At 56.1% G+C, this 24,565-nt stretch carries 21 protein-coding genes and 1 pseudogene; 3 read left to right on the top strand and 19 right to left on the bottom strand.

The genetic code is table 11. The features are described 5' to 3' along the window. Positions 1–11: 11 nt before the first annotated feature. Positions 12–1,628 carry a HAMP domain-containing histidine kinase gene (locus IPP88_07640; protein MBL0122598.1) on the bottom strand — a complete coding sequence of 539 codons (1,617 nt, stop codon included), beginning with the start codon at positions 1,626–1,628 and terminating at the stop codon, positions 12–14. 481 nt (positions 1,629–2,109) lie between these two features. On the opposite strand from IPP88_07640, the gene IPP88_07635 reads away from it, so the two are divergent. The 3 genes from IPP88_07635 to IPP88_07625 all read left to right on the top strand — a co-directional run bounded on the left by IPP88_07635 (position 2,110) and on the right by IPP88_07625 (position 5,272). After that, a complete protein-coding gene (locus IPP88_07635; protein MBL0122597.1) occupies positions 2,110–2,997 on the top strand; it encodes a CHASE domain-containing protein in 888 nt (295 codons plus the stop codon). Continuing rightward, positions 2,994–4,649 (top strand): PAS domain S-box protein, encoded by a 1,656-nt coding sequence (locus IPP88_07630; GenBank protein ID MBL0122596.1) that lies wholly within the window; start codon positions 2,994–2,996, stop codon positions 4,647–4,649. Before IPP88_07635 ends, IPP88_07630 begins: the two co-directional genes overlap by 4 nt. Positions 4,650–4,891: 242 nt before the next feature. Then, positions 4,892–5,272 (top strand): response regulator transcription factor, encoded by a 381-nt coding sequence (locus IPP88_07625; GenBank protein MBL0122595.1) that lies wholly within the window; start codon positions 4,892–4,894, stop codon positions 5,270–5,272. Positions 5,273–5,277: 5 nt separating this feature from the next. On the opposite strand, the gene IPP88_07620 is transcribed toward IPP88_07625, so the two are convergent. The 18 genes and pseudogenes from IPP88_07620 to IPP88_07535 all read right to left on the bottom strand — a co-directional run bounded on the left by IPP88_07620 (position 5,278) and on the right by IPP88_07535 (position 24,377). Beyond that, positions 5,278–6,723, bottom strand: coding sequence for a sigma-54-dependent Fis family transcriptional regulator (locus tag IPP88_07620; protein MBL0122594.1), 1,446 nt, complete (start codon positions 6,721–6,723; stop codon positions 5,278–5,280). 550 nt (positions 6,724–7,273) lie between these two features. Beyond that, positions 7,274–8,505 (bottom strand): annotated as a pseudogene (locus tag IPP88_07615) (regulator). Positions 8,506–8,530: 25 nt separating this feature from the next. Beyond that, positions 8,531–9,589, bottom strand: coding sequence for a regulator (locus IPP88_07610; GenBank protein ID MBL0122593.1), 1,059 nt, complete (start codon positions 9,587–9,589; stop codon positions 8,531–8,533). Next, positions 9,589–9,837 (bottom strand): cytochrome c, encoded by a 249-nt coding sequence (locus IPP88_07605; GenBank protein MBL0122592.1) that lies wholly within the window; start codon positions 9,835–9,837, stop codon positions 9,589–9,591. Before IPP88_07605 ends, IPP88_07610 begins: the two co-directional genes overlap by 1 nt. Positions 9,838–10,023: 186 nt before the next feature. Further along, the gene (locus IPP88_07600) at positions 10,024–10,572 is read right to left on the bottom strand and encodes a TlpA family protein disulfide reductase (protein ID MBL0122591.1); all 549 of its coding nucleotides are present in this window, start codon (positions 10,570–10,572) and stop codon (positions 10,024–10,026) included. Continuing rightward, complete coding sequence (locus tag IPP88_07595; protein MBL0122590.1) at positions 10,572–11,198, bottom strand: hypothetical protein; 627 nt, start codon at positions 11,196–11,198, stop codon at positions 10,572–10,574. The genes IPP88_07600 and IPP88_07595 overlap by 1 nt, the downstream gene beginning before the upstream one ends. Beyond that, positions 11,195–12,016 (bottom strand): cytochrome c biogenesis protein CcsA, encoded by an 822-nt coding sequence (gene ccsA / locus IPP88_07590; protein ID MBL0122589.1) that lies wholly within the window; start codon positions 12,014–12,016, stop codon positions 11,195–11,197. The genes IPP88_07595 and ccsA overlap by 4 nt, the downstream gene beginning before the upstream one ends. Beyond that, a complete protein-coding gene (locus tag IPP88_07585) occupies positions 12,016–13,008 on the bottom strand; it encodes a cytochrome c biogenesis protein ResB (GenBank protein ID MBL0122588.1) in 993 nt (330 codons plus the stop codon). Before IPP88_07585 ends, ccsA begins: the two co-directional genes overlap by 1 nt. Then, positions 13,005–15,425 carry a hypothetical protein gene (locus IPP88_07580; GenBank protein MBL0122587.1) on the bottom strand — a complete coding sequence of 807 codons (2,421 nt, stop codon included), beginning with the start codon at positions 15,423–15,425 and terminating at the stop codon, positions 13,005–13,007. The genes IPP88_07585 and IPP88_07580 overlap by 4 nt, the downstream gene beginning before the upstream one ends. A gap of 2 nt (positions 15,426–15,427) precedes the next feature. Continuing rightward, positions 15,428–16,510: a 6-bladed beta-propeller gene (locus IPP88_07575; GenBank protein MBL0122586.1), complete on the bottom strand. Its 1,083-nt coding sequence runs from the start codon at positions 16,508–16,510 to the stop codon at positions 15,428–15,430. An 80-nt stretch (positions 16,511–16,590) separates the two neighbouring features. Then, entirely contained in the window at positions 16,591–16,923 is a 333-nt protein-coding gene (locus IPP88_07570) for a hypothetical protein (GenBank protein ID MBL0122585.1), read from the bottom strand. A gap of 73 nt (positions 16,924–16,996) precedes the next feature. Continuing rightward, entirely contained in the window at positions 16,997–17,545 is a 549-nt protein-coding gene (locus IPP88_07565) for a hypothetical protein (GenBank protein MBL0122584.1), read from the bottom strand. A 27-nt stretch (positions 17,546–17,572) separates the two neighbouring features. Then, on the bottom strand, positions 17,573–18,457 hold the full coding sequence (locus IPP88_07560; GenBank protein MBL0122583.1) for a hypothetical protein: 885 nt from the start codon (positions 18,455–18,457) through the stop codon (positions 17,573–17,575). A 13-nt stretch (positions 18,458–18,470) separates the two neighbouring features. Further along, positions 18,471–19,316 carry a hypothetical protein gene (locus tag IPP88_07555; protein ID MBL0122582.1) on the bottom strand — a complete coding sequence of 282 codons (846 nt, stop codon included), beginning with the start codon at positions 19,314–19,316 and terminating at the stop codon, positions 18,471–18,473. A gap of 56 nt (positions 19,317–19,372) precedes the next feature. Then, entirely contained in the window at positions 19,373–21,001 is a 1,629-nt protein-coding gene (locus IPP88_07550) for a c-type cytochrome (protein MBL0122581.1), read from the bottom strand. Between the two features lie 8 nt (positions 21,002–21,009). Then, positions 21,010–21,471 (bottom strand): hypothetical protein, encoded by a 462-nt coding sequence (locus tag IPP88_07545; GenBank protein ID MBL0122580.1) that lies wholly within the window; start codon positions 21,469–21,471, stop codon positions 21,010–21,012. Between the two features lie 39 nt (positions 21,472–21,510). Beyond that, a complete protein-coding gene (locus tag IPP88_07540; GenBank protein MBL0122579.1) occupies positions 21,511–23,037 on the bottom strand; it encodes a hypothetical protein in 1,527 nt (508 codons plus the stop codon). Positions 23,038–23,594: 557 nt separating this feature from the next. Beyond that, entirely contained in the window at positions 23,595–24,377 is a 783-nt protein-coding gene (locus IPP88_07535; GenBank protein MBL0122578.1) for a peptidylprolyl isomerase, read from the bottom strand. Between the last annotated feature and the right edge of the window lie 188 nt (positions 24,378–24,565).

Below are 24,565 nucleotides of genomic sequence, written 5' to 3'. Positions count from 1 at the left end.
CAGACCGCTACTCAACCAACGGGTAAGGCTATCCACAATCCGGTTGCATCCAGCACAAGTTGACCGCCCATCGCTGCGACCCGGCGTTTCGCTGACTCGAATCGCATAGTCTCGCCGGATTCAGTGAACAGCAAATTTAACGCTGCCGAGGCAGGTTCGCAAGCAATACGAATCTGAACACCAGCGCCATCTACTCTCGTCTCCACGAGAATCCGCTCTGGCTTTGCGTTGCCTTCGACACATGCCTGCATAAGATCCATCAAGACCTCATTCAGAGAATCCGGAATGACGACACACGCCGGCAGTTGCAGGTCCGGCCTGAACTCGATCCTTGTTGCCTGAAAGCGGCCATCGAAGCTCAGGAAATCACGGATCGCCGCGACCATTTGATTGATGTCGGCGAGTTCCGGTTTTTCGCTTCGCGCCGCTGCAAAATCAGCGATCTGGCGAATCATCGCGCCGATCCGCTGCGTCTGTTCCAGAATCAGTTTCGGCTGGTTTGCGCCACCGCCACCGTTACCTTGCCGACCGGCAATCTCCTCTGCCAGGCCGGCAATTGTCGCCAGCGGATTGCCGAGTTCATGCGAAACATGCTTTGCCATGGTTGAAAGTGCGGCCATTTTCTCCCTGTGCCACAGCTGCTCGCGATGCGTTGCCTGCTCTTGCGCGCGACTCTGCTGGTCGAGAATGCGCTGTCCATTGCGCACCAGGAAAAGCAGGACCGCATAGAGCAATGCAAGCAGGCCGCCGACGATGGCCAGAAAATTTTGGGAGCTTGAATGAACCTTCTGTTCGTTATCTCTAGCTGCACGCTCCACTTTGGCCTGGTTGGCCGCGGTGATTTCCCGGATGCGCGCGGAAGTAATGTTGATCTGGTCGAGAAAAGGCGTCACATCCGAGTAAATCTCGAAGACTCCAATCACACGATCGCCGCCAGGCGAGCGAACAGGAACGTAACTTGAAATGAGGTCGCGATTTTCAACAACGCCTTCAAAGGCGCTGAACTTGTCGCGATGTGTCAATTCACTTGCGGGCTTTCCCGCCACTGCGGTCTTCCAGCCAAGGTTTTCAGATTTATCCTCGCCAACTTGAGTGTGTTCGGAGGAATAGACAGTAATTCCACGCAGATCGAAAACCTTGATCTTGAACACAGTACTCGACCGCATCGCCGCGTAGGCGGTCGCATCGAGTGACGAAAACGCAGGCAATTCCATGATCCTCCGGCCAACTTCCGCGAAACACGCATGCCGGGCGTTCACTTCAACCGTTGGCTCCGTTCCCGGCGTGTCAGCCATACTGCGGCATTGACCGTCAGGAATGCGCTGCACCTTTGCCATGAAAGGTGCAATGTTCTTCTCCCACAACACATTCGCCAGAAAGCGCGTCAGATTTTCATGACCGGCTTCGTGTACTGCCAGCAATTCGCTGCGTGCTTTGTCTTCCTGCTGGCCCGAAAGCTCCAGCTGTACTTTAGAGAAAAAAGTTGTTTGCTCTGCTTGAACCTGCTCAAAAAACACCTCTTCTTGACGTTCAAGTACAAAAAGGGCGAGTCCAACGACCGTGAACGCGATTAAACTGGCAATCGTGAAATAGCGCGTTAGCCGGAATCTGCTTGCTGCGTACCACATAGATCTCGATCGCTCCTATTGACGAAACTCGGCCTTCAACGTGGCCATCTTCCTTCGATTTCCAGACCGATCGGCAGCAATGATGCTTTCCGCGCTTCGTCCAGAATTTCCGGTCCCATGCACGCACAATGACTACCGACACTTTTGTGGGAATCGCTGTTTGGATAGCCGCTACAGACAAGTCTATTTGAGATCGAGCGAAAAAGCAGCGTGCCTTGCATCCGTTCCGGCGACTTATGCGTATTGTGAATACGTTGCAGGGTTCGGCCAACAGGGCTCTGGGACTTGACTTGACCCATTCGGCGCATTGAAATGAAAATTGCTTCAAGGCAATGCAACTCACACGCCAACTTGACAATAATGTGCCAGTTATCGCCGGATTTCCGCGTTCTGTTGTGAAATCACGCTGGCGCGGCAACTGCCCGAATCATCGCAATACGCATTCATCATTCAGCATCCCGTTTCCCCGTTTGAACAAATAGTGATTACACACGGTCCTCATACTCGTCGGATTCTCTCCCTCTTTGTGTTACTCATGCCTTGGCTCGTCCTTGGATTGGGGCTGATTGTCGCTGGAATTGGCTGGAATCTCACGCGCGAAAGCCAACTTAGGCGGGTGGAAACAGACTTCCGGCTGCGTGCCGACCGGGCAACCGTGGAGATACGCAATCGCCTTCATGCCTATGAACAGGTGCTACGGGGTGGCGTTGCGCTATTCGATGCGACGGGAACGATTTCACGGGCGCAATGGCGAGTGTATGTCGACCGTCTGAAGATAGGTGAATCGTTTCCCGGTGTACAAGGCATCGGTTTTGTCAAGATGATCACCGATCAAGGCAAAGCGGCGCATATCAAGACAATGCGTAGTGAAGGGTTGACCGAATATGAAATTCGACCTGACGGCGTACGCAATGTCTACATGCCCATTGTTTATCTTGAACCTTTCGGTTCGCGCATTCCAAGCGCCTTTGGCTATGACATGTCTGCAGAACCGATTCGTCGCGCCGCAATGGAACGCGCTCGCGATGAGGGGAAAGCTATTATCTCCGGCAAAGTCAAATTAATTCATGAAACGGATGAGCCGGGACAAACGGGGTTCCTGATGTACGTACCCGTCTATCGCGGTGGCATTCAGCCGGAAAGCGTTGACAATCGCCGCACTCAATTGGCTGGTTACGTCTATGCTCCTTTTCGCGTGAACAACCTGATGGGTAGCGCGCTTGATGCACAGAAAGAGGGCATTGACCTCGAAATTTTCGACGGGCTATTTCCTGGTAGGGAGTCACTGCTATTTGATCTGGACAAAATTCCCGATTTCTTGACCACACCGGGCGCACGTCACTTCCCCTTATTTCCACTTTGGACTTGAACGGCCGTTCATGGACGCTTCGCTATGAAGCCCTGCCTGCGTTTTTTTCCGGACGCGGTGACAATCAACCATTTCTCGTTTTGGCTGGCGGCACGATCATCAGTCTGCTGCTTTTTGGCCTGACGTGGTTCGCCGTGCGCACGCGCAACAGTGCCCTTACCCTGGCGGAACAGATGTCGCTGGCCTCGCATGAAAACGAGCGGCGTTTCACCGGAATTTTCTATTCAGCGATGGATGCGATCATCAGCGTCGACGAGAGCCAGAACATTGTGCATTTCAATCCGGCGGCAGAGCGAATATTTCGCTGCGATGCCGTGCAGGTCGCGGGCACACCGCTTTCGCGCTTCATTCCGCAACGCTTTCGGGAATCCCATGCGCAACACGTTGAGCGCTTTGGCCTTACCGGTATTTCCGACCGGCAAATGGGCAATAAAAGTGACTTGATCGGGCTGCGTTTCAATGGGGAGGAGTTTCCGCTCGAGGCATCGATTTCGCAAACAACACAAAACGGCAGGAAACTCTTTACTGTCATGTTGCGCGATGTTTCCGCGAGGCGGCAGGCCGAGATATCGCTGCGCAATAGCGAACAGCGTTTTCGCGGATTGGTTGAGGTCAGCCCGGAAGCCATTCTTATTCATCAAGACGGGAAAATAATCTTCTCAAACAAGGCAGCCATGACGCTTTTCGGCGCCGCCGAATCGGATCACTTGACCGGCACTTCAATCTTCAGGTTTTTTCATTCAGACTCTCTTGACGGTGTCCGGCAAACAATAGAATCAATTATGGCCGGCGCCCCATCGATGCCCATCATGGAACGCAAGGTTGTTCGACTCAGTGGTGAATTGCGATACGTCGAGGTCGCGGTCAGCGTATTCGAAGAGGCCGGCAAACACATCATTCTGGAAATGATGCGCGATATCACCGATCGGCACCTGGATCGCGCGGCGCTCGAGCACTCTCACGCTGAATTGCGGCAATTGGGCGTCGCGCTGGAAATAGCCCAAGAGGGCGAACGCAAACGAATTGCCCAGGAACTGCACGATGACCTGGGCCAGACGTTGACCGTACTCAAGATGGATATGTCCAGCCTCAAGTCGCAATTGATGGCGACGCCCGCAGATGCGACCGCCTGCGCGACTTGGCTGGAGGACATTGATCGCATGGATGGTCTACTGAACCATACCGTGCTTTCCGTACGACAGATCTCGGCTGGATTGCGCCCACAATTGCTGGACGATCTCGGGCTGGCGACGGCGTTGGAGGCGCTCGTGATGCAAGTGTCGCGAAGCTCGCATATCCATTGCACCTTCGACCTCGATCCGGAGAGGTTACTAATCGATCAACGGCTTGCAACGCCGCTCTATCGAATTGCACAGGAAGCGCTTAATAATATTGTGAAGCATGCCAAAGCGACTGAGGTCTCGCTGAGACTTTATCGGGATGTTGCGAGTTGCCTGATTCTCGAGGTTCGTGACAACGGCATTGGCATAACCGGTGAGAACAGACGCAAAGCCGCATCATTCGGGCTAATCGGAATGCGAGAACGTGTCTACGCGCTGAATGGTGAGTTGCTGATCGAGAGCCAAGGAAATGGCACACTTATACACGTCGCCATTCCCAGTAATGAGAATGGTTCTTTTTCCAAGGCTTGATCCGAAGGGCCGACTCGCGATGCTTGTTGAGACTGGTGCCCATTTTGTGCTTTTCGCCGCCGATTCCACACGTTTTGCCGACAACCCCCTGAGCTCTGCGGCCATTCTGGACGGGCCGGATTATCCGGCATCATTGGCACGAAACATGCGTGCCGCCGATTAGGCTGAATCAACCGGGAATAAGGATGGAAATACGAACCGCACGACGCAATACCAAACGCCCATAGTTGGGCGACGTACACATGGACGTTTTCATCGTGGACGATTCGAACAGCATTCGCGATCACATTGCCGCAATGCTGAACCAGATCCCGAACACCAGGATCACGGGACAGGCTGATGATGCGCCGGAAGCAATCCGCATCATTGATCGAAACCCGCCGGACGTTGTTGTACTCGATATTAGACTGCGTGCCAGTAATGGACTGGCCGTATTGCGCTATGTGGCAAGCCAATACCCCGCGATGAAAGTGATCGTCCTGTCCAATCATGCAGAGCGGGAATCACGCGAGTTGTTCATGAATGCAGGCGCCTTCCAGTTTTTTGATAAGTCGCTGGAATTTGATAAGGTCCACGACGCCATTTCGCTGCTTGCGGCATCCACGACGATATCAAACCATTAGGCGCGCTAGCTTTTCTCGACCGGACCAGTTGCACCTTCCTCGAGGCTCGAAGTTGGCGAAAACTCCTCCAATTTGCGATACAGGCTCGACAGGCCAATACCAAGCTTGTTTGCAGCCTGTCGGCGATCACCGCCTGCTGCCGCGATCGCAAGCGAGATAACTTGCGCCTCGAAGCGGCGCAAGTTATCTCGCAAATTGCCATCGAGCACCACCTCGTTGTCCAGGTTTGCCGATACCTGATTCACCGGCGATGCCGTTGCCTGTGACTCCGCAAGTGCCCGCGTGATCTGTGGGGGAATATCCGCAAGCGTAATGCAGTCGCCATCGGCCATCAAATGCGCACGATTCAATACATTCTCGATCTCGCGCACGTTTCCGGGCCACCGGTAAGCGAGGAGCAATTCTTCGGCGGCGGCATCGATTCGCTGCGACCGCGGAGTCTCCCTTTCATTTCCGACATCGCTCAGGACATGCAATATCAACCCCCTGAGATCTTCCTGTCGTTCACGTAGCGGAGGAACATGAATATGAAACATCCCCAGGCGAAAATACAAATCCTCTCGAAACTTGCCATTGGCGACCATCTGCTGCAGATCGCGATTGGTCGCAGCAATGATGCGCACATCAACGCGTCTCGACTGCTCGCCGCCAAGCGCACGTACCTCCTTTTCTTCAATGACATGCAACAATTTCGTCTGCATGTGCAAGGTCAGCTCGCCAATTTCGTCCAAGAATAGGGTTCCGCCATCTGCCTCGACGAAAAGTCCCTTGCGGGCACGATCCGCACCGGTAAACGCACCCTTCATGTGGCCGAAAAACTCGCTCTCAAGCATTGTTTCCGGAATCGCCCCGCAATTGACCGAAACAAAATTTCCACCTATACGGCCACTCTGCGCATGCAAGGAACGGGCAATGACTCCTTTCCCGGTCCCGCTCTCGCCTGTAATCAGCACGGTGCTTGCCGTTGGTGCCACCCTGCTTGCCAGGCGTTCAACTTCGCGCATTGATGTCGACGCGAACCTGAAGAGCTTGGGCGAACTTTCCGTGACTGCCTTGCGCAATGCTGTGTTTTCTTTACGAAGGCTTCGCAAGGAAACGATTTGCGATAGCCGATGCAAAAGCTCCTCGGTACGCAGTGGCTTGGTAATGTAATCCGCCGCGCCGGCGCGCAAAGCCTCAATCGCCGTTTCCGTCGATGCAAACGCGGTGACCATGATGAACGTGGTATCGATACCACTGGCGCGAGTGTTCTTTACGAGATCAATGCCGTTGCCGTCAGGCAACTGAATATCACATAGCGCGACATCCACATCTCCGCGCACAAGTTTTGCCGCGGCCTCGGCTGCACTAGCTGCCTGATCAACGTTGTAACCGGCCTGCTTGACGTGGGAAGCCATGATTTGCCTCACAGCAGGCTCATCGTCTATAACCAGAACACGCAGGGAATTCATACTTGGAACAAGGTTTTCCGGTGAAGTGATTATCGTTTTGGCCGGTATTGAAGGCCGCCTCCAAGGCACATTGTAGTACGGCTTTCCGGAGTCCAATTGTGCGACGCACGAATGCAACACAACGCAAACTGCTTGGCAACCGCTTGCTGGGCCAGAGAACACTGCCAGAGCAATAGCAATTGGAGACGCAGCACATCCGCGCCAGGCAGTTTGCCAGGCCCTCTTTCGACACTGCTGATAGGGGCGGGAAGACTACCCCCGATGGACAACGCGCACGTATGCCAATGTGCGGTGCACACATTGTCCGACATGGCGGTCGAACGCGTATTGGAAATGCGATTCGAAGCGGTCGATGGAAAATTGCGCGACTTACGCGTTCAGTTCGCGAGCGAATTCGAACGCGAACTCATTGGATGCAGTTCATTCGCCGACTATTTCCTGAATACCCGCACCGTTTTTTCTGCGCCTGGTGAAAGTCTAGATGACGGCAAGTCCGTCATGAAACCAGCGCGAAGCGAGATGAGTGCCGCTCGCTATTACTTCGTGCAACTCAGTCGGCCTTCGCGATGTGCGCAACGCCGCCATAGCTTCCCACCCAGATGCTGCCGTCCTTGCCGGACGCCATCGAAAATACATTGTTGGCAAACAATCCGTCATTGACGTTCATGACAATAAACTTGCCGTTGCCAAGTCGTGCCAAGCCGTTGTTTGTGCCAATCCATAGCGTTTCCCTGCATCAATGTGCAGCATGAATACATGGTTGCCCGGAAGTCCTTCAGCGGTCGTATAGTGAGTCCAGATCTTTCCATCGAATCTCGACAACCCACCGCCCCAAGTACCCGCCCAGACAACGCCCTGCGAATCGACAACCAGAGAAATGATGTAATTGGGATTGAACGCGACATTGATTCCGGTGAGCCCCATGTCTTCCTTCTGCCTGGCGTGATGCGAGGAAACCTGCGCAGGGTCGCTCTTAAATGAAATATCTTTCTTTACTTTTTCGTACGGCGCACCGAGGCCCTTGGCGTGATTCCAGTTCTCCCATTTTTCGCCGGCAAACCGCGCTAAGCCACCTTCCGTGGCGAGCCAGATATCCCCGCCCTTTCCTTCGGCAAGTGCGTAAACCCAGTCATTCGGCAATCCGCCCTTGGTATTCTCGACCGTGAAGACATCCCACTTGCTTCGATCCTTGAATTCACCTTTGCGAACCCGGTTAACACCAGACCAGGTGGCGATCCACACGTCGCCGTTTGCCGCCTCAAGTACATCATAGACAAAGGCATCGCCTAATCCGTCAGGGACGTTTATCAACTCCCAGCGATCTTTGGCTTCATCATATAACCCCATGCCGCCGCCATATGTGCCCGCAATAATTTGCCCGCGATATTTGCTGACGTGAAAAATGCCATTCGAAAGCAATCCGTTCTGGTTGTCGAAAAGCCGGAACTTGTCGGTGGCGGTGTCATAGCGGATCAAGCCACCTGAGGTCGCCACCCACAACACTTTTCCATCGAGCAGCATGTCCTTGACATTGCGGCTGCCAGTCCTGAAATGGACGAACTTGGCGAGTCGATCAACCTCTACCTTGCCTTCGCGTTCGATCGGTGCGACTTGATGCGCAGCCGTCAGCGGTGGGTGATTGCCCGGCAGTGCGGACGTCTGAGCGCTGGCCGTAGTTGGCCCTGCGGCGACAGGTGCGTGCTTCGCCGGCGTAGGCTGGACTGCCGAAAAAATGATGATCCCGACGCCGGCAAGGAATGCCACTCCAATACCAACCTGCATCAAATCGAATTTCATGTCCTGCGCCTTATGGTTGAATCCGGGTGACGCCACGTTTGGTGCCTGCCCATATCACGCCGTCGGGCGCAACCGCCAACGCATAGACATGGTGTTCCAGCAATCCCTGCGCCTTGCCAATGCTGTACCAGCGCTTGCCGTCGAATCTGGTCACGCCTTTGTCGGTCCCGAACCACATCGCACCGCTCGTGTCCTGGACAATCGCATAAACGAGATTGCCCGCCATACCGTCCCTTACGGTGAAATTGGTCCAGCGCGTTCCGTCGAAACGTGCCGCGCCGCCGCCCCAAGTACCTGCCCATACGGATTTATCGGCAGCAACTTGTATGGCAAACACGTAATTGGGGTTATAGGTTGGCTTGCCTTCGTTTGACACCGATAGATCGTGCCGCAAACGCGTGCCGAGACCGGTATTGGTGCTGGGCGGAAGTTGTTCGCTATTGGGTGCGCCGAGGCCTTCCTTGTGGGTCCATACGGACCACTTCTTGCCATCGAACATGGACACGCCACCCTCGGTCCCGAACCATACGCGATCCTGCGTATCAACGCCAATGCCGTAGACCCACTCATTGACCAGTTCCTTGACGTAGTTCTTGAATTTCCCTGTCTTCAGGTCAAAACGGCTGACGCCGGCCCACGTGCCGATCCACAATGTACCGTCGCGCTGGCTGGCAAACGAATATACCCAGTAATCCGCCAGGCCGTGCATGGGAAAATAGGTCTTCCATTTGCCGTCACGATAGCGCGATGCTCCGCCAGCGTTGGTACCGAACCACTTGTATCCGTCTCGATCAATCCCGACCGCGAAAACATACTCATTGGCAAGCCCTTCCTTGCGAGTGAATGTGCTGCGCGGCTTCAGCGTTTTCAAATCCACTTCATGCACGCCCACCGACGTACCAACCCACATGCTGCCATGATCGGCGTCGGATTTCAGCGCTCGCACGAATACGCCTTGCCCGACCTCGAACGTGTCAATCACTTTGGGCTGTGAAATTGCGGTCAGGGACACCATGCCCAGAAAAACCGCAAAAGCGCGACCCAGTGAGAGCGCATAACGGCCATTCATCAGTTCAACGTCCGTAAATAGGCAATCACGTCAAACAGATCTCGTTCCCGCAAGATGCCGAGAAAGCCGGGCATTGCTCCCCTCCCGGCCCTGATGCTGCCAAATAGCGCGCCGTCCGACGTGAACAAGGCATTGCTGCGTGAAAAATCCGGCACACCCGCTGCGCTTCCTCTACCGTTAACGCCATGGCACGACAGACAGTATTGCGCGTATAGCCTGGCTCCGTTTTGCGTGTCGGCCGCCCGCACTCCGCTATTCAAGAGTGCAATTGAGACCAGGAGGTACCAAGGCGACCTCATTCTCATTATTGAGATTCCTTCCCAAGCATTGGATGGTTTTTGAGTAAATCGCTACTTTTCAGTGCAACATTTCGGCATGGCGGGCAAGTACTGCTGCACGCCGCAAGAAACGTGCCGGACAAGCCAAGCGTTTGCTCACCGCTGCACATTTGCCGAGTCCGCGTAGACCTTGTCAACAAGCGCAATCCACTTGGGTTCGGCCCAATCGCGCGCGCCCTCAATACGGGCAATCACCTTCCCATCCGGTGCGACGAGAAATGTTTGCGGGTATGAGGAAATTCCCAATATTTCGCGCGCACTCGGTGCGTGCGTGTCGAGATAATTCGGGAAAGTGATCTTCGACCTCTTGAGCCATTCCCGTACCTGATGTGTATCATCTTCGACCGATAGTCCAATCACAGCCGCGCGTGCAGGATCGAGCCGGGAATGCAATTGTTCGAGACTGGGCATTTCCCTGCGACAGGGCGGGCACCATGTTGCCCAGACGTTTACGAGCAGCACTTTTCCGCGAAAAGTGGTCGACGATGAATCTGCCCTGTCAATACCTTGCATGCGAATCGGCGGAAACCCTTGGCCCACTGGCGCTCTGCTGCTGGCATCGATTCGCTCACATGCGGCAGGAGCGAGAAGCAACAGGATGACGATTGCGCAAACGCTCTTGATCCGCACCAATAGAGAAACCATCATTTGCCCTTGCTAGCTTCGGTCCACGCGACATTTCGTCCCGGGAACGACGGGGACTGGTCGCCGGCCGGACTCCTTTCACTTGCGGACTGCCACTCCCACAACGCGGCGCGCGCCTTGCGCACGAATGGATCGTCGGGTTTTGCAAGGTGCACAAAACTCCGCATCGCGCCTATCGCGCGTGCCCTGTCGTTTTCCGCCTCAAACGCCAACGCCAGACCATAGTAGGCATTTGCTTGCATCGGTCGCAGTTCAATCGCGCTTGAAAAGAAATCTCGCGCGGCAACGAATCGCTTGAGGCCGAGCATGGTATAGCCCATGTTAGCGTGTGCCTCGGGCATTGCGGGCGCAAATTCGAGCACCCGATGCAGGGCGGTGAGAGCGTGTTCGTACTGTTTGGCGTGCAGCATCAGCACAGCTTCCTTAAAGCGCCGCTCCACCTCACGCGCTTTGGCATCGGACTGATGCTCGTGCGCTCTGGCTTCTCGATTGGCATCGTCACCAACTGCGCCAGACCTGGATCGCGAGTCGCTGGCATCATTGCCCCACACCAGTACGGCTATCACCGCGCAAGCTACCATGACCAATGACAAAGCGGTCAACCAGTATTCTTTGATGGAATTCACACCGCCCCTTTATGCGGCGCGAGCGTAACGAATGGAACACCAAAAAAAGTCAGAAACGCAATCGCAAAAACCGCTGATATCATCAGGGCGCCATGAAACGGAGAAACTCGATACGTGATTCGCAGGTGAAGCGCGCCCGCCAACGCAAGCCAGGTAATGAAAGCCCACGTCTCAAGCGGATCCCAGGCCCAGTAACGGCCCCATGCGTCCTGGGCCCAGAGCGCACCCATGATCAACATGGCGCTTTCAAATATTAGTGCTGCCTGCATGACACGCCATGCGATGGCATCGAGTAATGCATCGGCCGGCATGCTCGTGAACCATGTCGCGGAAAGATCGAATCGGCGAAGTATCACAGCGCCCGATATGCCTAGCGCAATGAGGCTGCAACCAAGGAATACCTTGCCAAGCAAGACGTGAAACCAGAGAATTGGCGTCGCATAGGTCGCCGGAAAATGACTGTCTATTGGCTCAATTGACCAGAGCCAAAGCGCCATCACCAGAAGAATCGGCATGACAATACGTGCCGTCGCCCGCATGCGCGGGGCGCGCCAATAGACGAGCGTGTAGATCAGGCCCAGGCTGAAGAGGTTGCTTGCAAGGACTTCAAACATATTGAAGAATGGGCCATGCCCCAAGCGCACCCACCGCTGCGCAATGGCTGACGCCAGAATGAGCAATCCCGCACAAAGTGCCATCAACACCGCCGCTTCACGCCTGCGCGAGGCAATGGCGCCTTGCCAGGAAAGAAGTGCGCCCGCCGCATAACAGCCGAGCCCAAGCCAGAGCGTAATTACCTCCACGCGCAAACCGATCATCACGCCACCCTTGCCGCCGGCGATGTGCCGAAAACATCGCCTTTAAATTGCTTCGACTTGCGCCAAAATTGAAGCGCCAGTCCAAACACGGCGACGACGGCGGCGGACAACATCCATGGAAGTGTTGGATCGAAAAAAATGCGGTAGCCCATCCAGCCTCGCAACTCGTCAAACCGAAGTGTGCCGCCCTCCAAACTGACAGTTTCACCGCGCCGGAGTTCTGCTCTGTTGCCTAGCGTATTGACCACCAACACGCCAGATGCGCGATCACTGGTGAGCGTCCACGCGCGATCTTCTTGCACCGGCGTATCGAGATGCAGCCAGAATCTAATGTCCGGGCCGCCGGGTGCTTGCCAGCGATTGGCCTGCTTCCAATCGAATAGCGGATACCCGGGCATATGTACCGCGCCAGTAATTGCTCCGCCTTGCGACGGGAGCCAAGTCAATATCGCCGCAATTCCCTTGTTGTGCGTGGTGTAGAAGCGAAAACCGTCCGCGAGAAACGGGACGTCATCACCCACACGATGCCACTCTCCACCGGATTTACTTTGAAACAGGACTTCGCTTCGAGTGCGGGCCCGCTTGACACCCGGCGCATAGTCGACGCTGAACGGCCCTTGAAGAAATGCAATATCTTGCAGCCAGGCCGGATGGAACGGCCCTTGGCTGTTGGTCACGACCTCACTTACGGAAAAAACGTTGCCCTCCAGCATCTCAACATGGCCATCAAAATGCGTCAGTCGGCCCAGCCCGGCGAGTAGCAGTAGCGCAAGCAACGCGAGGTGAAATACGAGGAGCCCTGACTCCCGCCGCAGCCTCGGCTTCATGATCAAGGCGGCCACAAGATTGAGCGTCAACATGCCAATCGATGCGACGACAGCCCATGATGTCGCCAAAGTCAGGAATTCCTTGGTGACCAATGCCAACCCGAGGAGCGCGAAAACGAGCACCGTCAATTTGGTGGACGCCAATTTCATCATCAGCGTTTTCATGGAAGGTTATCGCAGCTTTCGCTGCTGCCAGCCATCCAGTCCTTGCCATTCCGGCCGTTTCCAGGTGCCCCCGCAGAACCGCAGTCAGTGTCTTGCCAATTGCCGCTTGCAGCAAATGTCCTGACCTTGAGGGCAGCGTTGAGATAGTATGGCGCGCGACTGTACGGTGCCGTGGTGTTGTTGCGAACTTGCGTACCGGCTGCAAGCCCGACCTCTGGCCCAACATCGTTCAGATTGACCAGCAGCGCCTTGTTTTTCCATCCATGCGGCACGGCGACATGACACCATGTGCAGCGTAACCGCTGAATCTTGTCAGTGTGGAAGGCATGCAGATTACCTTTGCTGCTATTGTAGAAACCAGTCGTCCTATTCGACACATTGCCAATTCCGTTGCGATCGGCGTAATTGTTCGGATCGTGGCACTTGAAGCAAAGCGCGTTCGCCGTGAATCCGTTATCTCGGGCACCAGTACCCGTGCCTGCACTCCATTCGCCTTTGAGGATGAAGTTGTTGTTTGAGCCATGCGGACCCCACGGGCTGCCATTTTCGCCCCCGTTGGGTACTACGGTATTCGCGGCGGTGTCGGATCCGTGACAATCACTGCAGTACATGGTTTGAGTGCCGACGTTCGTACCCCATGGTCCGCGAAAACTCCCCACGATGGTTCCGCGGACTGCATTAGTGCGCCCCGTGCTGTCAATGACCGGATGCCAGCTACGATGATTATTTACCCCATAGGCTGCGCCAGCACCGCTATCAGCGGTGCTGAGTTCACCCTTGTGACCGCCAGGAGCCTGAAACTCCATTGCCTGGTTGGTGTACTGGACCACGCCATTGGTGCCTGACGGGGTGGTGCCCGGGGAGTCTCCCGGATTGGGCGGCGTGTCATAGGCAAAATCCGAGTGACACTTGAGACACACTTGATACTCGCGCGTCACCCACGCGCTTGCGGTCGCGGCACTTGCACCGATTCCGCCGTCACCACGCTTGAAAATGTAGCTCAGCGGGTTGTTGGTGAAGCTCGCGGAACCATAGATGGGCTCAACGCCCGTCGTACCGCGCATTACCCCGGACGCAATGTTGGTGCCTAAATCATGCGTGCCCGCGGCGTCCGGCAGCACCGAATTGCCATTGAAGAGCCGGTTCTTGGTTACGCGATGCGGGTTGTGGCAATCGGTACATTCGGCGTGCCGATTTTGTGAAGCGCCTTTTCCCATCAATGCCTGGGACTCGACAAAATCCTTGCCACGTCTAATGCCCGGCCCCGTTCCAATATCGTGCACTTCTGGCTGCACGCTTATCGGCATGTGCCGCAACGATGAGAAATCAGTCTTGATATCCGGTACCGTTGCAGTCGATGTGAGAACGCTCTCGGCGGCGCTGCTGTGACACTGATAGCACGTCTGCTCGATCGCGGAATTGCCGCCGCTCTTCGGCGTCGAAATACTGTCCGTTCCTTCCCGCAACAGACGGCGCGCGCCCTGCACGGTGTGCGTATCATGGCAATTCAGACAAGCAGCCTGCCAGACCGGGAGATTCGCTGGAAGCTCTCGCAATGCCGCCGCGCCGGCGCTGTATGCCTGCGTAGCGACAGTCGGATTTGCATGCGCCGAACCTGCCCAGGCTTGCCCGGCTTTATCGTGACACGCCAGGCAGACGATGTCGCCACTTTCGCTAAATGTGCCGCCGACCGGCGCGGTGAATTGAAAACGATTGCCCCGCAGAAACTTTGCACTCCCTTTCGTAGGATCAATTTCGCGTACGTGCGGGTCGTGGCAGGTCGCGCACTGCATCTGGCCATTTTCAAGCGGCAGTTTCGGTTTGGGATTGACTCCCGCCAACCGTGTGCCAACATTGACACCATCTGGCACCCGAAGCTCACCGTCGTCCACAGCCAGTTGGGCATCGTAGGTGAAAGAAATCGGGTGATCATTGGTCAAGTTGATACCCAGATTGCGAGTGAATCCTGTGTCTGCGCCGGCGCCAACCGGCATAGTGCCGCCCACCGCCGTGCCGGCAAGTGCGACGATAGCCGGGGCCTGACCGTTGAGGACATTTATGTTCCCGATTGCCATGGTGCCGTCATGGCATGACAAACAAAGCTTTGATGACCCGCCTGGTGAATTGGCCAGTTCCGCTGCGTTAGCCTCCAGGGAGCTTGAAGTATATGGTGTGTAAGTCGCGCCGGATTGATGACGATTCCAGAGCGGGGCAGGCAGACTCTCCGCACCATGCGGCGTGTGACAAAACACACATACCTGCGATTCACTCTGCGCCTTTACCGGCCCCGGACCTGTCACCGAGAGATTGTGTTTAGTGTTGCGAACGTCCGGGATCTTCTGCGCAAGCGCCAAAGAAACTGCGGCGGAGATCGCGACCAGCGCAATGACTCCATGAATGAATCTGTTGTTGCGCATTCTCACTGATCGCCACCCAGAAACTGCATGATGGCCACACGCCCGTTAAACATATCCGCGACAAATACGCGACTATCACGATCTGTCCAGACGCCCGCCGGAAGGTAGAACTCGCCATTTGCCTTCCCCGTACCACCTATCGCCATTAGAAACCTACCCGTCTTGTCATACACCAGCAAATGATCATGGTAGGACTCGACGACATAAATGTTGCCTTCGGCATCGACGGCAACGCCCTTGGGATGGACAAGGTTGCCGAGAAACAAGCCACGCTGGCCAAACTGAAACAACGGTTTGCCGCCTAACTCGAAGACCTGGATCCGCGCATTCATGGTGTCAGAAACGTATAGCCGGTCCTCAGCCACAGCAAGATGCGACGGATAGCTGAATTCACCTGGCGCTCCCCCGGCACGGCCAAACGTCCTCAGGTGTCTTCCCTCGTCGTCAAACACCTTGATGTCATGTGAATGAATATCGGAAACAAATACCTCTTTCGTGCGTGCATGCCGGGCGATACCGGCAGGACGCTTCAGCATGCCAGCACCAAAGTCGCCAATCGGTTCACCCTTGGCGCTCAATCGAATTACGCGCTTGAGTTCGGCGTCCGTGACAAGTATCTGCCCATTGGATCCTGGCGCAATCGCAATCGGAGCGACAAAGCTGGAATTCTTCCCGGCGCGATCCCATATATCGAGGCGACCGGCCGCTTCATCGAATACCAGGACTGCTTGTCGGCTCACATCGGTCACGAGAATCCGACGCGCCTCGTCAACCATGCCCGATTGCGGACGCTGCAAGACGATCGGATTGGGCGCACGCTCGTCCAAACCAACCAACCAGCGAAACGCCTTGGAAAGTCTGGCTTGATCCTTCCCGGCAATCGTGAAATTGCCCTCGCCGAGCAACTGCCCGATCATACGGTAACGCGGCATTTCCCTGGTTTGCGCGGCCGGCCAGACGCGACCTGTATCAATACCATCTACCTCATACCGCATTACGCCCGGCGAATGAGCACACGCAGCAAGCAATGAAAGGGCCAGTGCGATCGCGAAACGCCGTCTCAATTGATTGTCTTCCCGCGGCATTGCGGCCCGCATACGTGCCGTCACCGGCGTCTGCCGTTGCAGATCGTCCGCGAAGATGAACGCCTTCTTGACGCTCCCGGTCACCATTTGCCTGGCCCTTTGGTTTCACTACTGCCAACAATACCGGACGCCAGGCCCAGCTTGCCACTGTGGCACAAATCGCAACGCTCCGCGCCCCATGCTAGCTGACCATTGTGACAGGCGCCGCAGAATTGGCCATTGGAAATATCACGCATCAGCACTTGATTGGCGCCCGCGCGCATTTTGAAGCCAAGCTCTGTATGGCACGCGCTGCAGCGATAACGGATACGGTGGAACCAATGCGGAAACACGACCGGTCGCACGCCTTCCCGTTCTGATCGTTGGTTAAGGACCACATCCCCATATTCCGCAATAGCTGGCGCTGTCATCATCCCGAAGCAAAGTAGTTGAAACAGCCAGCGCGCCTGGAGTCCCCTGCGGCACCGGCTACGCTTCAGCGACCAGTCAATTGCGCGCATCAACGACCCGCGGCCCGATTTGTCGCTCGACGTTGTGACAACGCGCGCATTCGGTCAATGGAAACGCCACAGCACCGTGGCAAAGCCCACACTTTTCTCCACGCAAAATCATCGCCATGTTGATTTTCGTGGCACCAGCTTCGCGCTTGAACAAATCGTCGTGACAGCTTCCGCAGTCGAGCCACGCTGTGTGCTGACGATGCGGAAACTTGACCATGGCCATTTCACCAGTATTCCTGAGGATGACTTCTGTATCCCGCGTCGGCATTTCTACGACGGCGCGAACGTGAGTCCTTGGCTTGATATGACCATTCTCTATTGCTTGCACCCAGCGCACCTGGTTGCCAACCGTGTCTGGCGGGAGCACGGCCAAGGCTTCGCGCGGCTCTTGCAGGACGCCGATGACTGGTCCCGCCGGGTCATGCAAGTCGTCTTTCGCCAACGGAAGCCAGTTGGCCGCAACGGCCGCACTAGCGAGCGCGATCCACAATATTGCGGAGGAAAGTCGCGGCACTCCCCGGAGTAACCGGCCAATTGCGGATCTCTTGCGACCAATCACGGTTCATCCCGGGATATATACACCGGCACCGCGAATGGCGCGAACCAGTTCCCGGGTGGATTCCTCCAGGAAACGCACACCGCCATCGAAATCCTGCTTGATAGCCGAAGCCTCCGCCGATTTGCGCGATTGTCCCGCTTCATCCAGTGCACGCTTAACCATGGCATCGATGGTCGCATTGGCACGCTTTTCCGCCAGCAGTATGTTTACCAGCATCAGGTGCGTGTCGTTCCGGTCGAGTTCGTAGTGATATTCTTCGGCCTTGCCTGCAAAATTGAGCGAACGCACCAGTGTATCGCCACTACGCATTCCGCGTACCGCCGCCTTTACCGTCAGGTAGGCCTGATCAAGTGCGAGACGGGCTCCAGTAAGGTCGCCACCCAAAGCCAGCTTTTCGGCGCGAGCAAGGAAAGCTTCGGCGTTTCCGCTGCCTTCATCAGCCTTGTTGCGTCCTTTTTCCCTGCCAATTCGCTTCTGTGCCTCGATCAAGGCCTTCGTACTCTCAAGCCGGGCATTGAAATCGCGACGATCCTTGTCCGCCGCAACTTGTTCGGGGGCGGCCAGCCTGACCGCCTCAAACATCGCTCTGGATGCCTCGTCAAGCAGGCTCGATGTGTTCGCGAAGTCACCTTCACGAAACGCCGTGTCGGCCGCGCGAAACAGGACGCGCGCGGCCGTTCGGCGCGACTGTGCGGCCGGGTTCGCCGAAGAATCCACTTGCTTAGCGCCTGAGGAAGTCTCGATCAGCGTCGACAGTGCGCCTATACGCTGTTGGAGCGTCTCGCGACTTGGTACGCCCGCGCCATGCGCGGTCGTGGCAACAAAGAGTGACAACGCGAAAATCTGGGCGATGACGCTTCGGTATTTCGGCTTGTTCAAGTACCGCATGATTGTCTCGATGTCAGTTTGGGAGGCGTTGCGGAACCACAACACCCGCAACTTCCAGCGCGTGCTGCAACTTGGCGATCGCTTGCCGCTGTCCCTGAATGGCGCTCGTGAATTGTTTTTGCTCCGCGAGTGATCGCGCATTGGCAGCAAACGCACCGCTCTCAGTTAGCAGGCGATCAATCAGGGTCAACGTTTCCTGCGGCGGCTTGTACTCCTGAATAGCCACAGGCACCAATCCTTCGTAGTCCTGAGTGCGCTCCAATTCGTATTTATATTCGTCTTCGCCAGAACTGAAACGCAAGTCGTAAACGATTACCATTGGAGCCGTGCCCAGCAACCCGTTGTAGCTTAGAATCATGTCGCGTTGCGCCTTGACCAGTACCGAATTTGCCTCGTTCATTTGTCCAGACGACGCCATCCCCTTGGCTCGATTGACGAGCATCCTGACACGCTTTAGATCCTCGTCGCCAACCTCCGCGAGCCAGGAACTCCGGCGTTCGACGAGTCGCAAGTAAGACGATTGCAGCGCCTCGATGCTCTGCATAAGCTGGGTGTGTCGGGTTTGCTCCGTGCTCGCCACAATTCCCGGATCAACTGTTCGATCGCGCACTTTTCCAATGACGCGCATGGCTTCGTTGAGCGCTTGATCTGCCGCGGCAATATCGCCCCTTTCAAGTTGCGACTTGGCGCGTTGGTGCAGATCTTCGGCTAACGCCAATTGTTTGCGTGCATCAGCACTCAACGGCTTCATCCCGGCAGTCAAAGCAGCTGAATCTGTGAGGATACGTGCGATCAACACCTGCTTTTGCTCCACCCCCATGCGGTCGGGCACGGTCACCTGTCTCGTTTGCGCCAGCACAGACACGCACGCCTGGGAGACAATGAAGGTGACCACAATCGCGAATGGACGCGTATTCATGGTTTCACTCCTGCAGAAACGGTTACCGGGTCCTTGGCCTTCGAATGGCAGAGGCGGCATTCGGAAATCGGAAACGCCACCTTGCCATGACACACTCCGCATTTTTGCCCAAGTATGATTGACGCCATGCTGATTTGATTCGCACCTTTTTGCGGGATGAAAATTGCCGGGTGGCAATTCGAGCAATCGAGCCATTGCGTATGTTGGCGATGAGGATAGACAACATCCGGCATCGACCCTTTCACTTCGCGCACGATATTCAGGTCAAGTACCGCCATCTCGGCAGTTGTATCTTGTTTGTCCGCGCGTGGCGTGACCTTCCTGTCACCAATCGCCTTGGCCCAATCGATTCGATTGCCTGCGTTGCTCTTGGGCAGGCCTGCGTAGGCGTGCAACGGCGCCTGCAACTGGCCCGTTGCCTCGTTTGTGGCATCATGGATGCCGTCTTCGAGAGGCGGCAGATTGCGTTTACCCGGCGCGGCCAAAAGGCGGTTAAATGCATTGACGTCATTGGCGCCGGCAACGGGTGTAGCGACAACCACAGCAGGCGGCGCAAGTGGTGCGCGAGATTCCACCGCCAGTGGCTCGACTGGACGCGGAGCTTCCATCTCAACCCTTTTGCCTGTTGCAGCGGCAACTCCGGCTCTGGGACCATCTAGTTGGGCGACCATGAAATCTACCGCGGCAGTGATGTCTTCCTCAGCCAAAGCAGCATTTCCACCCTTGGGTGGCATTACGCCCTTGCCTTTGATGGCACTGGCGTAGAGCGCCGCGTTTCCGGCCTTGATTCGCGCTGACCATGAAGCGCGGTCGCCAACTTTTGGCGCACCGGCGATGCCCGTCGCATGACAGGCAGCACATGTTGCCTGAAATATCGACTTGCCACGTGGTTCCGTCGTTGCCACCAAGGCGACTTTTCGAATTTCGGATTTCGATTCTGCAAGGCTCGCCGAGCCCTTTACCTGCGCCACCATGAAATCTACCGCGGCTCTCACATCAGCATCGGCGAGGCTCGGATTGCCACCTTTGGCAGGCATCGCTCCCTTTCCTTTCAGCGCACTGATGTGCAGCTTGGACACGCCGCCACCAACGCGAGGACCCCATGCAACCGCATCGCCCAATTTTGGCGCCCCTGCGGCTCCGGACGCGTGGCACGGAGAGCAAACTGTTTGATATGTGCCGCGCCCCTTTGCGCTGCCCTCGGCTGATGCCTTGGCAGCCGGCGCACTGAGTGCCGCGGTAGTACTGCCTTCGGCCTTTGAAGGAGCCGGCGCACTGCCAATCACCACCGCAGCAAGGCGCAACATGTGCATCACCGCACTCATGACTTCATCGTCACTCAGCGCCGTGTTGCCGCCTTTGGGCGGCATTGATGCCTTTCCCTTGAGTGCGCTGTCAAACAGCCCGCTGTAGCCATTTTTTCGAAGCCTCGCCTGCCAGGCTGCCGTGTCGTCTGGCCGTGGCGCGCCGCTGACGCCTTTTGCGTGACAAGCAGAGCAGGTCTTGTCATATGTTGAACGTCCATCTTGCGCATGGCCCAGGCACGGCCACCAAACCCCTGTCACCGCGCCCAGTGCGAACAAGGCATGGCGAAAACTTTTGGATGGTTTGTGCGAATGATTCATTGTGTGCCCTACTTCTTGCCAGCGATGAGCGGGGGTTTTATAACCGCCGCTCCGCCAGGATTCATCGCTGTGGTCGCAGGCACAAGTGACCGCGTGGTCGCCTCGTGAACCTGCGTTGGCGTCCCCGGCTTTCCAGAGTGACAAAGGTTGCAGTTCTCGATTGACCACGCGATGTTGCCGTTGTGGCACGACCCGCAATACTGACCGTCAATAATCTTGAGCATGTTGATTTCATTACCGCCGGCCTTGAACTTGAAACCAAGATCCGCATGACAGACTTTGCATGCATAGCGGATACGGTGAAACCAGTGCGGGAAGACAACGGGCCGGACACCGGCCTGATCGGAGTAATTATTTATGACGACATCGCCGTATTCCGCGAACGCCGCGCGCGGCGCAAGCCAGGCCATAGCCGCGGCGCACCACAATGCAATCAGCATCAAAACTTGTCGTTTGCGCGTCTGAGTCATAACCACTTTGCTGATACCAAAAAAACGTACATGTCTGCCTCAGAAGCGTCGCGTTATCCGGAACATCACCAGCCAATGCTGCGTTCCATCGATCTCGGCGATACGCGTCAGAAATCGCGTCTCCAGTCGACCAATGCTGTAATCGAGGCGGTTTTCCCACGAGCGCAATTCGCGTTCGCCCGGTACGCCAAGCGCCTGAACCAGTTCCTGCCGGTTGAGACGCAACTGCGAATAAAACACCAGCCGCGGAACACCAAACAAATTCTGATGGCGATAATTCAGGTCTGCGCTCGCCGTTGTCTCGGTTTTCCCATCATTCAGAGCTTTCTCGAAACCCGGACGCTGGCTGGATCTTCGCGCTGCTTGCACTGTCAGGTTTCCCGACAAGGCACGATCGCGACTCAACTCCATCGTACGTGTAAGCTGAAGATTCAAGAGCTGAAGCGTTTCGTGCTGACCATCGAGATACCGCGAATCCGTTGCGCTTAAGCGAATGAATGAGTTCGAATTCGATTCGGGATCAACCTTGTTCAAAGTGATCGATGCAGAGTGAAACAGCTGTTTGGATCCTTCGGCATTTGCGCCGGCGATTGCCGCCAGGTTCTGTGCGGCATTAATCGTAATCGCGCTTCCGTTGCCAACTGCGAAAGAGCGCGCGAGCGTTTGCCCGAACATGCCGTTGAAAGAAAGACCGCTGCGGTCCGGAATGCCACTGGCGCCAATTCCGGTGCCCGCTATAAACCAGTCATAGCGGAACTTGTTCATTTCAATCGTGTCGCCTTGGTAGGTAATTCCGAGAGTCCCGGTTACTGGGCGATTGTGTTGCCCGGCAGCGTCGATATCAGTAATGGAAATGCCGGCAACCGCCCGCAGGTTGCGACTTGCCGAGTACGTGACGCCTGCACTGCCGTTGACTGACCTGGTCTCAACCGCGTTCTTTCCGGTACCGTTTTCAAGCGAAAACAGGCGGAAGCTTGCGTTTCCCGTGAGAGGCAGGCTTTCCGGACGCCAGAAGGCAATCGAACTCACCTGAAAAATCCGGAGTTCACTTTCTCCAAACGTGAAGCGACTGTCTGTATGGGTGAGATTTGCGGAGTTCTCCCATGACAAGGTTGAATCCGGCCGAAACGAATGCCGGGCAAGAAGCGTCTCGTAGTCATTTCGCTCGCCCGTGTTGACCCGCTGATTGTGATTCCAGGTGCCAAGCAACTGTACGTCGTGGGAGCGCCGCAATCGCGCGTTAACATCAACTTGCAGCGCGTTCTGGATCTCCTTGCCGACTGTCGTACCATCTTGACTGAAGCGGTCAAAGCTGCCGGAATATTGCTCCCGACCATCTTCGCTGCGATAGCGCTGCGTCATGCCAACACGTGTCTGACGGTAATTCTGATTGGCACCAAGGTCGGTATCGAATCCTTGGTCGCTGCGAAGAATGCGTGCCTCAAAGGGAAATCGGCTTGCAGGAAAAATATTCAGATTGGCAAAGCCCGTAACGAACTTGTCCCCGCCGGCCAGTGCGCCATCATTCAATCGACTGGCAGTCAGCCCCAGGCCAGCGGTCAACATGGCGAACCAAGGTTCGTAGACATAAGTTGAGGCATTGAAGTTGACGATCGCGGAGTGGCGCGTAAAGCTTGGCTGCCCCTCAACGCTATTACGCCGAAAGTCATATGCAAGATCGCCCCAGAGCCTCACCGGTGCCAGTTGCCAACGTTCAGATGGCTTTGCAACACGTGAATCAGCCGCTGTCACCTGTGAGCGAAAGGGAGGCGCAGGAGGGAGGGTAGGAAGAGGAACGATCGCGCTTGTGCTACCGGTACTGCCCGCCGATTGGGCCACCACGAGGCCAGGCGATTTTGGCGATACTGAATCACGCAATTCGCCTTCACCAGCGGCCGGTATGTCAAATTCGGGGAAAGGCAACGTGCGACTGCCTTGTTCGCCATCCTCGACCTGCACATCCGCGATCAGAGTTATTGCGGTGCTTCGCTCCGTGGACCAAGCCTGCAGCGGGCTATACACCGACAACAACACAGCCAAGATGCGTCCGTTGTGAGGACATCGATACTTGCGGGTTCCACTCACTGCGCTTCTTTCGCGGTTTCGGACAGACTTTCCACATTTCACTTCACCTTCGTGGGTATCCGGGTCGTATCCGCGGAACTCAACACGGGCACGAACACAGACTCGTCAATAACCGTCGTTGTGGATCTGCGCAACGTCGCCAAAAGCGCCTGCCATGCGTGCTCGCCTTGTTCACGGCGCCACAAATCACGCGCGCGTTGCTCAACCTTCGTCAATGGATTCAGGATTGCAGCTTTGCGTTCGTCGAGTCGAAAAATTCCCACGCCCTGCAAGAGCGTTACCGGCTCGGCAATTTCGTTAACCTTGAGTTTGTCGACAACTGCCTGTGCTGGCTCCGCCAGCATGCCGCGATGCAGATACCCCATGTCTCCGCCATTGCCCGCGGACTCGTCGCCTGAGCGTTGCCTGGCCTGCTGGGCGAAGTCCGTGCCACGTCGCAGTTTCTTGACCAGAGCCGCCGCCTCAATACGCGCCTTGTCCCACACCGCCTTTGGCGAAGACGGGTCAACTTTGATCAGTATCGTCGACACACGCGATCGTTCCGGCTCGGTAAATTTGTCCAGATTCGCGTCGTAGAAAACCTTCAGTTGTACTGCGTCCGGCTGCGCGACATCGTGGACCAAAGTGTGAAGTTGCTGGAGCAAGCTATCCGCCTCAAGTTGCTTTTGCAGCTTGGGCAGCAAGACTGTGCGTCTCGTTTGCCATTGGTCACTCGCCCGGTATCGCGTCTCGTATTCGCCAATCGCGCGACTGATCGTCGCGGCGTCAGGCTTAAGGCCGCGCCGTTTCGCTTCTTTCAGCAGCAGAACGTTATCAACCATGTTTCGGGCAACTTCGCGCTGCAATGCAGCCATTTCCCCTTTCCGGTGTCTTGCCGTGATAGAACTTTCGCCTCGCAGCGAGATCGACTGCCTGATCAAACTCATCCCGACTGATACTGGTATCGCCAATGCGGACAACGGCATCCTTGCTCGCGGCACTCGCAGCAGGGAGTGTCAGCGGAAAGGCG

The sequence above is a fragment of the Betaproteobacteria bacterium genome (assembly GCA_016720925.1).
GTDB lineage: Bacteria > Pseudomonadota > Gammaproteobacteria > Burkholderiales > Usitatibacteraceae > UKL13-2.
Note: the sequence above shows the minus strand (reverse complement) of the source record. Positions and strands in the feature narration are given on the sequence as shown.